The 12,353-nt window shown below is 70.0% G+C and carries 8 protein-coding genes and 1 tRNA gene; 4 read left to right on the plus strand and 5 right to left on the minus strand.

The window, feature by feature from the left end:
- Positions 1-27: 27 nt before the first annotated feature.
- The 4 genes from ABZ454_RS12540 to ABZ454_RS12555 form a co-directional block, all read right to left on the minus strand.
- On the minus strand, positions 28-1,422 hold the full coding sequence (locus ABZ454_RS12540; protein ID WP_359537609.1) for an OFA family MFS transporter: 1,395 nt from the start codon (positions 1,420-1,422) through the stop codon (positions 28-30).
- A gap of 69 nt (positions 1,423-1,491) precedes the next feature.
- Positions 1,492-3,630 carry an acetate--CoA ligase family protein gene (locus ABZ454_RS12545; protein WP_359537610.1) on the minus strand — a complete coding sequence of 713 codons (2,139 nt, stop codon included), beginning with the start codon at positions 3,628-3,630 and terminating at the stop codon, positions 1,492-1,494.
- A 2-nt stretch (positions 3,631-3,632) separates the two neighbouring features.
- A complete protein-coding gene (frc, locus tag ABZ454_RS12550; protein ID WP_359537612.1) occupies positions 3,633-4,862 on the minus strand; it encodes a formyl-CoA transferase in 1,230 nt (409 codons plus the stop codon).
- 17 nt (positions 4,863-4,879) lie between these two features.
- Positions 4,880-6,562, minus strand: coding sequence for a thiamine pyrophosphate-binding protein (locus ABZ454_RS12555; RefSeq protein ID WP_359537613.1), 1,683 nt, complete (start codon positions 6,560-6,562; stop codon positions 4,880-4,882).
- 164 nt (positions 6,563-6,726) lie between these two features.
- Between ABZ454_RS12555 and sucC the strand changes: the two genes are divergently transcribed.
- From sucC to ABZ454_RS12570, 3 genes are all read left to right on the plus strand, one after another.
- On the plus strand, positions 6,727-7,860 hold the full coding sequence (sucC, locus tag ABZ454_RS12560) for an ADP-forming succinate--CoA ligase subunit beta (protein ID WP_359537615.1): 1,134 nt from the start codon (positions 6,727-6,729) through the stop codon (positions 7,858-7,860).
- Between the two features lie 11 nt (positions 7,861-7,871).
- Positions 7,872-8,807 (plus strand): succinate--CoA ligase subunit alpha, encoded by a 936-nt coding sequence (gene sucD / locus ABZ454_RS12565; protein ID WP_359537617.1) that lies wholly within the window; start codon positions 7,872-7,874, stop codon positions 8,805-8,807.
- 189 nt (positions 8,808-8,996) lie between these two features.
- On the plus strand, positions 8,997-10,592 hold the full coding sequence (locus tag ABZ454_RS12570) for an aldehyde dehydrogenase family protein (protein WP_359537619.1): 1,596 nt from the start codon (positions 8,997-8,999) through the stop codon (positions 10,590-10,592).
- A 74-nt stretch (positions 10,593-10,666) separates the two neighbouring features.
- On the opposite strand, the gene ABZ454_RS12575 is transcribed toward ABZ454_RS12570, so the two are convergent.
- Positions 10,667-11,971, minus strand: a complete 1,305-nt coding sequence (locus ABZ454_RS12575; protein ID WP_359537620.1) for a DUF2254 domain-containing protein — start codon at positions 11,969-11,971, stop codon at positions 10,667-10,669.
- A gap of 246 nt (positions 11,972-12,217) precedes the next feature.
- On the opposite strand from ABZ454_RS12575, the gene ABZ454_RS12580 reads away from it, so the two are divergent.
- A tRNA-Leu gene (locus ABZ454_RS12580) sits at positions 12,218-12,305 on the plus strand.
- Positions 12,306-12,353 lie beyond the last annotated feature (48 nt).

Below are 12,353 nucleotides of genomic sequence, written 5' to 3' on the forward strand. Positions count from 1 at the left end.
GGGAGGCCCTTCGTGCGGCACGTCGCCCTAGACGACTTCCCGGCTGACCGGCTGCGGATTGGGGACGATGTCCCGCACCCGCGGCCGGCCGGGCTGCCTCAGCAACAGCGCGATGCACGCCGCCACCATGGAGATGCCTCCCGCCAGCGCGTAGGCCCCGTCGTAGCCCCAGGAGTCCACCACCATCGAACCGAGGCCACCGCCGAACAGCCCGCTGATCAGCTTGCCGCTGTAGACGAGACCGTAGTTGGTGGCGTTGTAGTTCTCCCCGAAGTAGTCCGGGGTCAGGGCGGCGAACATCGGGTAGAACGCCCCGCCCCCGAAACCGGAGAGGAAGGCGAAGAACAGGAACAGCCACTCGCTGCGCATGTTGCCGGCCCAGATCACCCCGAACTGGGCGAGGCCCAGGACGACGATGACGAACACCAGCGTCAGCTTCCGGCCCCAGAGGTCCGACAGCCAGCCGACGACCGCCCGGCCGACCCCGTTGATGACGGCCATGACGCCCATGGAGGACGCCGCGACCAGCGGACCGAACCCGACGTCCTTCGCGTAGTCCACCTGGAACGAGATCCCGAAGATGGACACCCCGGCCGTCAGGACGATGGTGATCCACATCAGGGGAAGCATGCCGGTCCTGATGGCCTCCTTCGGTGTGTACTGCTTCGCCGCCGGAGGGTTCTTCGCGAGGCTCGCCGCGCTCTTCGCGTTGCCGGTGAAGTTCAGCGGATCGATCTCCGCCGGCCACCAGTTCTTCGGCGGGTCCTTGAAGAACCAGGCGCACACCGCCACGACGAGCAGGACGTACACGCCGATGAGGTCGAGCACCTCGTTGTAGTTGCTCGTGTCGAAGGCGTAGTTGAAGATGAAGATGAAGGGCAACGCGCCGTACGCGAAGCCGCCGTTGACGAAGCCCGTCTTCGCGCCGCGCCGCTCCGGGAACCACTTCCCCACCATGTTGATGCAGGTGGCGTAGATGAGCCCGGACCCCAGCCCGCCGACCACACCGAAGCCGCAGATCGCGCCGAAGACGTTGTCGACGTGCGACAGCGCGAGGAATCCGACGAGACAGAGCCCCGCACCGATGAACATCGCCCGGCGGGCGGTCAGTATGCCCCTCTCGCGCAGCCACCCGGCGGGGAACGCGATCCCCGCCTGGAAGAAGACCCAGACGCTGAGGATCCAGAAGGTGTTGCTCTGCGTCCAGCCATGGGCCTCGGAGAGGGTGTCCTCCGCCGACCCGTAGGCGTACTCCGACACGCTGATGGCCATCATCGCGATCCACGGCAGGTACACCATGGTCTTCCGGCTGTGGCCGAGGATGCCGCGGTCCGTCTCGCCGACCCGGTAGACGCGGCCCTTGCTGTCCGTCACTTCCCGGTACGCGACGGCTGACGCGCCCGGTTGTCCGTCTGTGCTCATGAAACACCCCTTGGCTTCGAAAGAACCTGGCCAGCGCCCCCTGTCCAAACTCCTCGTGCCTGGGAAGGGTCAGGTCAGCAGCCCCGCGGCCCTTGCCCAGCGGTACTTCGCACCGAGCGCCGCGACCGGCATCTCGGTGGTATACGGGTAGGCCACGACGCCGCGCTCGTAGAGGTACGCGCACGCCTGTTCGACCTCGGTGTCCCCGGCCAGCGACGCCACGACCGGCTTCTCGATCCCGCGGTCCCGGAACTCCCGGACCACCCGGGCGGTCAGCTCGGCGAAGACCATCGGCGGGGTCACGATCGTGTGCCAGTAGCCCAGGACCAGCGCGTGGATGCGCGGGTCCTCCATCCCCAGCCGGATCGTCGCCTCGTACGTCGACGGCGGCTCGCCGCCCGTGATGTCGACCGGGTTGCCGGCCGCGCCGAAGGGCGGGATGAACGCCTTGAACGCGGTGTCGAGATCCGGCGGGATCTCCATCAGCGACAGGCCGTTGTCCACGATCGCGTCCGACAGCAGTACGCCGGAGCCGCCCGCGCCGGTGATGACGACGACGTTGTCACCCTTCGGCGCAGGCAGCACGGGCAGCGCCCGCGCGTACTCCAGCATGTCGTTCAGCCCCGGCGCCCGGATCACCCCCGCCTGGCGCAGGATGTCGTCGTACACGGCGTCGTCGCCGGCCAGCGCGCCGGTGTGCGAACCCGCCGCCTTCGCACCCGCGCTCGTACGGCCCGCCTTCAGCACCACGACCGGCTTCTTCGGCACGGTCGCCCGCGCCGCCTCCACGAAGGCACGCCCGTCCTTGAGGTCCTCCAGGTGCATCGCGATGCACCGGGTGTTCGGGTCCTCGCCGAACCAGGTCAGCAGATCGTCCTCGTCGAGATCCGACTTGTTGCCGAGCCCGACGATCGCGGAGACGCCGGTCCTGGTCGACCGCGCGAAGCCGAGGATCGCCATGCCGATGCCCCCGGACTGGGACGTCAGCGCCACCCCGCCCTTCACGTCGTACGGGGTGCAGAAGGTGGCGCAGAGGTCCTGCCACGTCGAGTAGTAGCCGTAGATGTTCGGCCCGAGCAGCCGCACTCCGTACCGCTCGCCGATCGCCACGATCTCGTCCTGCAAGGCGTGTTCACCGGTCTCGGCGAAGCCGGAGGGGATGAGGACCGCGTTGGCGATGCCCTTGCGGCCCACCTGCTCCAGCACCGGCGCCACGAACCTGGCCGGGATCGCGAAGACCGCCACATCCACCTCACCGGGAATGTCCGTGACACTCTTGTACGCCTTGCGGCCCAGAATGTCATCGGCCCGGGGGTTCACCGGATGGATCTCCCCGGAGAACCCGCCGTCGATGAGATTGCGCATCACCGAGTGGCCGATCTTCCCGGCTTCCTCGGAGGCGCCGATCACCGCGACCGAGCGCGGCTCCATCAGCCGCCGCATCGACGTGAGGATCTCCTCGCGACGGTACCTCCGGCGCTCCTTCACCGCCTCGGTGGCCAGCAGGATCCGGATGTCGGCGGCGACCGCGCCCTGCGGCGACGCGATGACCGGATTGAGGTCGACCTCGGCGATCTCCGGGAAGTCCGTGACCAGTTGGGACACCCGGCGGATCTGCTCGGCCAGCGCCCACCGGTCCACCGGCGGCGCGCCACGTACCCCGCGCAGGATCTGTGCCGCACCGATCGAGTCGAGCATCGACCGCGCCTCGTCGGGGGTGACCGGGGCGAGGCGGAAGGTGATGTCCTTCAGCACCTCCACCAGCACACCGCCCAGCCCGAAGGCGACCACCTTGCCGAACGTCGGGTCGGTCACCGCGCCGATGATGACTTCCTGTCCGGGCGGCACCAGTTGCTGCACCTGCACGCCGTCGATCCGTGCCTCCGGAGCGTGGGCCCGCACGTTCTCGATGATGCGGCAGAAGGCCTCCCGCACCTGTGCGGCGCCCTCCACCCCGACGACGACTCCGCCGGCATCCGTCTTGTGCAGCACATCGGGGGAGACGATCTTCAGTACGACGGGCCCGCCGAGCCGGTCCGCGTGGGCGACCGCCTCGTCGATGTCCTGCGCCAGCTCCTCGCCGGGCACCACGATCCCGTACGCGTCCGCCACGATCTTGCCCTCGGGGGCGGTGAGCGCCGTGCGGCCGGAGGCCCGCACGGATGCGAGCAGCAGGCTGACCTGTTCGCGATCCTGTGATTCGACCATGCTCAGATGACTCCGCTCGTCTTCAGCAACCGCAGTTCCTCGTCGCCGAGGCCCAGTTCACCGACGTACACCTCTTCGTTGTGCTGGCCGAGCAGCGGCGACGTCACCACGTCCACGGGGGAGTCGGAGAGCTTCAGCGGACTGCCGACGGTGGTGAAGGCGCCGCGCTCAGGGTGCTCGACCCGCACGACCATCTCGTTGGCGGCCAGCGACTCGTCCTCGATGATCTCCTTGGTGGAGAGGATCGGACCACAGGGGATGTTGTGCCCGTTGAGCTGCTCCAGGACCTGCCACTTGGGAAGCGTGGCCGACCACTCCTCGATGAGCTGGAACATCTTGCCGAGCTTGGGCAGCCGGGCCTCGGGCGTCGCCCACTCGGGATCGTCCACCAGCTCGGGGCGGCCGATCAGCGAGGCGAGCGGTTGCCAGCCGACGGGCTGCACGATCACGTACACGTAGTCGTTGGGCCCGCCGGGCGCGCACTTGACCGCCCACCCGGGCTGCCCTCCCCCGCTCGCGTTGCCGCTGCGCGGCACCTCGTCGCCGAAGTCCTCGTTCGGGTACTCCGCCAACGGGCCGCGTGACAGGCGTTGTTGGTCCCGGAGCTTGACCCGGCACAGGTTCAGCACGGCGTGCTGCATGGCCACGTTGACGCGCTGGCCCCGCCCGGTGTTCTCGCGCTGGAACAGTGCGGCCAGAATGCCGGCGACGGCGTGGATCCCGGTGCCGGAGTCACCGATCTGTGCCCCGGTGGCCAGCGGCGGACCGTCCTCGAAGCCGGTGGTGGACATCGAGCCGCCCATGGCCTGGGCCACCACCTCGTACGCCTTGAAGTTCGTGTACGGGCCCTCACCGAACCCCTTGATGGAGGCGTAGACGATCCTCGGGTTGATCTCCTGGATCCGCTCCCAGGTGAATCCCATCCGGTCGACGGCCCCCGGCCCGAAGTTCTCCACCATGACATCGCTGCGGCGGATGAGCTCGGTGAGGATCTCCTTGCCGCGCTCGCTCTTGGTGTTCAGCGTGATGCTCCGCTTGTTGCAGTTGAGCATCGTGAAGTAGAGGGAGTCGACATCGGGCAGATCGCGCAGCTGTTTGCGGGTGATGTCTCCGCCCGGAGCCTCCAGCTTCACCACGTCCGCCCCGAGCCAGGCGAGCAGCTGGGTGGCGGAGGGGCCGGACTGTACGTGCGTCATGTCGAGGACGCGCACGCCCTCAAGAGCTTTGGTCATGCCAACGGCTCCTCTGGCTACTTGTACATGGTCTGGTTCATCGTTCCGGGGGCGTACGCGTCGGGGTCGACCCAGACGTTGATCAGCGACGGCAGCCCGGACTCGCGGGCGCGCCGCAGGGCCGGGGCGATGTCGGCGGGATCGCGGACCTCTTCGCCGTAACCGCCCAGCATCTGGGCGAACTTGTCGTAGTGGACGTCGCCGAGGGTGTTGCCGACCCGCTCGCGCTCGTCGCCGTACTTGGCCTTCTGGCCGTAACGGATCTGGTTCATCGAGGAGTTGTTGCCGACGATGCCGACGAACGGGAGGTGGTAGCGCACCAGCGTCTCGAAGTCCCATCCGGTCAGCGAGAACGCGCCGTCACCGAAGAGGGCGACGACCTCCTTGTCGGGCCTGGCCTGCTTGGCGGCGAGCACGAACGGAACGCCGACACCGAGGGTGCCGAGCGGGCCGGGGTCCATCCAGTGCCCGGGCGACTTCGGCTGCACGACCTGACCGGAGAAGGTCACGATGTCGCCGCCGTCCCCGATGTAGATCGAGTCCTCGGTGAGGAAGTCGTTGATCTCGCTGACCAGCCGGTAGGGGTGGATCGGCGAGGCGTCCGACCTCAGGCTCGGCAACCGCTTGTCGATCGCGCTCTGTTCGGCGGCGCGCAGCTCCTCCAGCCAGGCCTTGCGCTTGACCGCACCGCCGTTCAGCCGTCCGCTCGCGGCCTCGGTGACGGCCTTGAGGACCAGCCCGGCGTCGCCGACGATGCCGAGGTCGATGTCGCGGTTCTTGCCGACCGTGCGGTAGTCGAGGTCGATCTGTACGACGGTGGCGTCGGGGGAGAGCCGCTTGCCGTAGCCCATCCGGAAGTCGAACGGCGTCCCGACGATGACGATGAGGTCGGCGTTGGAGAAGGCGTAGCGGCGCGAGAGCTGGAAGTGGTGGGGATCGCCGGGCGGCAGGGTGCCGCGGCCCGCCCCGTTCATGTACGCCGGGACGTTCAGGGTCCGTACGAGCTCGATCGCGGTGTCCGTCGCCCGGGTGGTCCACACCTGGCTGCCCAGCAGGATCGCCGGCTTCTCCGCGTGCACCAGAAGGTCGGCGAGCCGTTCGACGGCCGCGGGGTCACCGGGTGAGCGGGTCGAAGCCCGGTACTGCCCGGCCTGCGGCACCCGTGCCTTCGCCACCGGGACCTTGGCGTCCAGCACATCGCGCGGAATCTCCAGGAAGGACGGGCCCGGAGCCCCGTGGTAGCACTCGCGGAACGCCATGGAGACCATGTCCGCGGCGCGTGCGGTGTCCGGCACGGTGGCGGCGAACTTGGAGATCGGCGCCATCATCTCGACGTGCGGCAGGTCCTGGAGCGAGCCCATCTTGTGCTGGGTGTGGGCCCCCTGACCACCGATCAGCAGCATCGGTGACTCGGCGCGGAAGGCGTTGGCGACCCCGGTCACCGCGTCCGTGGTGCCAGGCCCCGCGGTGACCACGGCGCATCCGGGCTTGCCGGTGATCCGTGCGTACCCGTCGGCCGCATGGGCGGCCACCTGCTCATGGCGTACGTCGACGACCTCGATGCCCTCGTCGACGCAGCCGTCGTAGATGTCGATGATGTGCCCGCCGCAGAGGGTGTAGATGCGCTCCACCCCCTCGGCCTTCAACGCCTTCGCGACCAAGTGCCCACCGGAAATGAGGTCCTGGCTGTCCTCGGGCATGAAGATCCCTGTCCCTTCGTAGGGGGTGCGGGAGCCGCGCCGGGTACTCCCGCGTACATTGCATACAGTCGACGAATACTGTATGAACCTTGTTATCCCGCATCCGGTGGGTGGTGTCCAGGGGGCGTGCGGCACTTTCACAATCGGCACGATCGGGAGTGGCTATGGATCTGTACGAGCACCAGGCACGGCAACTCTTCGCGGAACACGGCATAGCGGTACCACGCGCCGAAGTCGTCGACAGCGCGGCCACGGCGCAGCGGGCAGCCCGGCGACTCGGCGGCCGCGTCGTCGTCAAGGCGCAGGTCAGGACCGGCGGCAGGGGCAAGGCGGGCGGGGTGAAGATGGCCGCGGACCCCGCGGCGGCGGCACTGACGGCACGCCAGATGCTCGGCATGGACATCAGGGGCCACACCGTTCGCACGGTGATGCTCGCCGAACCGGTGGACGTCGAGGCGGAGTTCTACGTGAGCTACGTCCTGGACCGGGCCTCCAGCGCCTTCCTCGCCATCGCCTCCGCGGAGGGCGGCATGGAGATCGAGGAGGTGGCCGCCACCCGCCCGGACGCGGTGACCCGGGTCCCGGTCGACCCGGCGGAGGGGGTGACGGACGACAAGGCGAGGCAGATCGCCGAGGCCGCCGGGCTGCCGGCCGAGGCGGCCCCCGTGCTCAGCCGGTTGTGGCAGGTCCTCACCAGGGAGGACGCCCTCCTGGTCGAGGTCAACCCCCTGGTCCGTACGGTGGACGGCCGGATCCTCGCGCTGGACGGCAAGGTCACGCTCGACGACAACGCCCGTTTCCGCCAGTCCCGTTGGGGAACGGACGGCAGGGACCCGCACGGCGACCCCCTGGAGGCCGAGGCGGCCGCCAAAGGCCTCAACTACGTCAAGCTCGACGGCGAGGTCGGGATCATCGGCAACGGCGCCGGACTCGTCATGTCGACCCTCGACGTCGTCGCCGGCTGCGGCGGACGCCCCGCCAACTTCCTCGACATCGGCGGCGGCGCCTCCGCCCGGGTCATGGCCGACGGACTGTCCCTCATCCTCTCCGATCCCGACGTGAAGTCGGTTCTGGTCAACGTCTTCGGGGGCATCACCGCCTGCGACGCGGTGGCCGACGGCATCGTCCAGGCGCTGGAGACCGTACGCGTGACCAAACCGCTCGTCGTCCGCCTTGACGGCAACAACGCGCCGCGCGGCCGCGCGATCCTCGACGCCCGCGCGCACCCGCTGGTCCACCAGGCCGCCACCATGGACGGCGCCGCGCGCCGCGCCGCCCGACTCGCCGACGCAGCATAAGGAGTGCGGACATGGCCATCTTCCTCACCGAGGAGAGCAAGGTACTCGTCCAGGGCATGACGGGCGCCGAGGGCATGAAACACACCCGTCGCATGCTCGCGGCGGGCACCAGGATCGTCGGCGGCGTCAACCCGCGGAAGGCGGGCCGGACCGTGGACATCGACGGCAGCCCCGTCCCCGTCTTCGGCTCGGTCCACGAGGGAATGGCGGCGACGGGGGCCGACGTCACGGTCGTCTTCGTCCCGCCGCCCTTCGCCAAGGCCGCCGTCATGGAGGCGGCCGACGCCGGAATCGGCCTCGCGGTCGTGATCACCGAGGGCATCCCGGCCCATGACGCGGTCGCCTTCCACGCCCACGCGAGGGCCCGTTCCACCCGCGTCATCGGCCCCAACTGCCCGGGTTTGATCAGCCCCGGCCAGTCCGACGCGGGCATCATCCCGCCCGACATCGCCCCGGCTCCGGGCCGCATCGGCCTGGTCTCCAAGTCGGGCACCCTCACCTACCAGCTGATGCACGAACTCCGCGACATCGGCTTCTCCTCGGCGGTCGGCATCGGCGGTGACCCGGTCATCGGCACCACGCACATCGACTGCCTCACCGCGTTCGACCAGGACCCCGACACCGAACTGATCGTCCTCATAGGGGAGATAGGAGGTGACGCGGAGGAACGGGCGGCGGCCCACATCGCGAGGCACATCACCAAACCGGTGATCGGCTACATCGCGGGCTTCACGGCACCCGAGGGCAGGACGATGGGCCACGCCGGCGCGATCGTCTCGGGTTCGTCGGGCACGGCGGAGGCGAAGAAGCGGGCGCTGGAGGCGGCGGGTGTGGCGGTCGGCTCGACCCCGACGGAGACGGCGTCCCTGACGAGGGCCCGCCTGCTTCCGGGGGCTTCATTCAGCTCGTCCGGCCAACCCGGCCGACCCAGCCCCTCCGGCGTTTGAGGAGCGGGGTCCGGGGCGGAGCCCCGGTTACGGGAAGGGGCGGGGTGGGGAGAGAGCCCGCCGCAGGCGCCCCACCAGACCCCCGCACCCCGCCCCCGAACCCGCACCCCGCCCCCGAACCCGCACCCCGCACCCCGCACCCGCACCCCGCCCACCCCGCACCGACCGTGCACCGAGAGCGGAGACCCCATGCCACCCAGCAACACCCCCACAACCACCGCCATCACCAACACCCCCACTACCCCCACCACCCCCCTCACCCTCAAACCCGGCACCGCCTGGCACGACGCCTGGACCCGCTGCCTGACCACCGCCCCCGAGGCCTTCCAGGACGACCGGGTGCTGAACCTCTGGGCCTCCACCTGGCAACGCGACGGCCGTGTCCTGCCGGCGACCACCCCCGTGGACGGCAGCCCTCTCGCAGGCCCGCCCCGCCTCGACGCCCTCACCGCGACCCGCGCCGTCCGCGCGGCCCAGGACCAGCACCGGGCCTGGCGCCACCTACCGCTTCGCGAGCGCAGCGCCCGCGTGGCGGCCACGCTCGACGCCCTCACCGAGCACCGCGAACTGCTCGCCCTCCTCCTGGTCTGGGAGATCGGCAAGCCGTGGCGCCTCGCCACGGCGGACGTCGACCGGGCCATCGACGGAGTGCGGTGGTACGTCGACCACATGGAGCGCATGCTCACCGGCCGCAGCCCGCTGCCCGGCCCGGTCTCCAACATCGCCAGCTGGAACTACCCCATGTCCGTGCTGGTCCACGCGATGCTCGTACAGGCGCTGGCCGGCAATGCCGTGATCGCGAAGGCCCCCACGGACGGGGGTGTGTCGTGCCTGACCTTGGCCTGCGCGCTCGCCGCCCGCGAGGGCGTGCCCCTCACCCTCGTCAGCGGCAGCGGCGGCGAACTCTCCGAGGCCCTGGTCCGCTCACCCGAGATCGGCTGTGTCTCCTTTGTCGGGGGCCGCGACACGGGGGCCCGCATCGCCACCGCGGTCGCCGACCTCGGCAAGCGGCACATCCTCGAACAGGAGGGACTCAACACCTGGGGCTTCTGGAACCACACCGACTGGTCCGCGCTCACCGCCGTGATCCCGAAGCTCTTCGACTACGGGAAGCAGCGCTGCACCGCCTATCCCCGCTTCGTCGTGCAGCGGAGCGCGTTCGACGCGTTCCTGTCGGCGTACCTTCCGGCGGTCCGCTCGCTGCGCGTGGGCCACCCCCTCGCGGTGGCCGACCCCGCCGACCCGCTCCCCGACCTGGACTTCGGCCCGCTGATCAACGCGGCCAAGGCCAAGGAGCTGGCCGACCAGGTGGCCGAGGCGATCGACCGCGGTGCGGTCCCGCTGCACCGCGCCGCCGAGGCCACGGGTCGATTCCTCCCTGGCCAGGACACGTCCGCGTACCTGCACCCGGTCACCCTCCTCAACCCGCCCCCGTCCTCCCCGCTGCACCACGCGGAACCGTTCGGCCCGGTCGACACGATCGTGCTGGTCGACACCGAGGCCGAGCTGCTCGCCGCCATGAACGCTTCCAACGGGGCCCTGGTCGCCACCCTCTCGACCGACGACCCGGCGACGTACGCACGCCTGGCACCGCAGATCCGCGCGTTCAAGACCGGCCACGGCATCCCACGGTCACGAGGCGACCGGGAGGAGCTCTTCGGTGGTTTCGGCGCCTCCTGGCGCGGGGCGTTCGTCGGCGGCGAACTCCTGGTGCGGGCGGTCACCGACGGCCCGGCGGGCGACCGGCTGCCGGGCAACTTCCCGGACCACCACCTCATGCCGTGACGACGCCACGCCCCCTCCGGCTCCCCGACCATTCCCCGGACCACCACCTCATGCCGTGACGACGCCACGCCCCCTCATCCGATGCCCTGCCGGTCGGGCAGCAGCGCGAACTCCCGCTCGGCCGCGTCCGGCGCCGCGCGCCGCACCGCCTGCACCAGCAGTTCACGGTGCCGGACAAGCGGGTGCTGCCGCTCCGGCCCCGCCAGCAGCACCAGGTCGTCGATCCCGGCCAGCAGCCGCCGGGTGACCTGGGGGCTGTCCGTCGCGCACCGCCGGATCTCCTCGAACCCGAGATCCACCAGGTCCGCCCACCCCGGCACGTCCTGCACCAGCCGCACCACGTCCTTGCGGTCCCGGTGGTGGACGACGCCGAGGGGGAGCTTCGCCACGGCCGCGAGGAACTGCACGATCCGGTCCAGGCACTGCACGGCGGTGGTGGGATCGTTCACCGCCGACGACAGGGCCCGCAGAGCGATGTCCGACAGCTGCCGCAGCCCGAACGCCAGATCCTGGTGGAGCGTGCGCTCGACCCCGACGAACACCGTGTACCGCAGCGCGCGCCGGGGCGGCGCGGCCCCGCCGTGCACCGCCAGCACCGGTGTGCCCGGCACGACGAAGTCGCCGAGCCGGGGGATCAGTCGCAGCACCACACCCTGCTTCCGGGCGGCCCGCACCAGCCGCGCCACGTTCACGTCGCGCAGCACCCCTGCCCGCCCCTCGTACAGGATCTGCCCGGACCTGGCGGGGAGCGCGCCTTCCCGCGGCCCGCCGACGGGCATCCGCCGCAGCACGTGGAAGGAGTCACGGGTGATCCGGTCGACGACGGGGCCGACCTGCATCAGCCGCAGCGTGGCGCTCACGTACGCGATGAAGAGCAGCAGGCTGAGCCCGACGAGCCCGGCGGTGAGGACGCTCTGCAGAAAGGGGACGGACACGACGCGGCGCGGATTGACCGTGCTCTCGTACGAGCTGAGGACCAGCAGCGAGAACACGAAGGTCGCGAGGAAGACGGACAGCGTGAGCTTGCTGATCCGGCTGCGCACGAAGATCCGTACCACCCGGGGGGTCAGCTGCCCGCTCGCCATCTGCACGGCCACCAGCGAGATGCTGAAGACCACACCGATGAAGGTCATCATCGCCGAGCTGACCGTGGTGACGATCGTCTTCGTGTCCTCGGCGATCGAGACCAGATCCTTGATCTCGTCGTACGCCTGTTCGTCCTGAAGGTGGGCCACGATCTGCTCGTCGATCGCCGAGGCGACGAGCCAGAGCACGACGGCGCAGATCAGGGTCAGCGTCGGAGCGAACCAGAAGGATTCGCGCAGATGCTCACGCAGAGCCGAAAGCGCGCGGGGTGGCCGGTAGCCGCGATCACTCATGACCGCGAACGTAGCCCGCGTCGCCCGCCCACCGGTGGACCCGGCCGCCGACCCTCCGGACGCACTGTGCGTAGGCGGTCGTCGACGGACCGTACGCAGTCGGCGCGGGCCGGGCCCGCCAGGCCCCGCCGATGCCCTCGCACCGCACCGACCAGGGCGATGACCACGGGATATGCAGGTGAGAGGGACCCCAAACCCCTGGTATTGTTTTCCTTGTCGCCGCGGGAGACCGGGGCGGATCACCTGGTCCGGGTGGCGGAATGGCAGACGCGCTAGCTTGAGGTGCTAGTGCCCTTTATCGGGCGTGGGGGTTCAAGTCCCCCCTCGGACACCAGGAAGAGCCAGGGTATTCACTGAATACCCTGGCTCTTTTGCTGTGACG

It is taken from the genome of Streptomyces sp. NPDC005803, assembly GCF_040630435.1.
Taxonomy (GTDB): Bacteria; Actinomycetota; Actinomycetes; order Streptomycetales; family Streptomycetaceae; genus Streptomyces.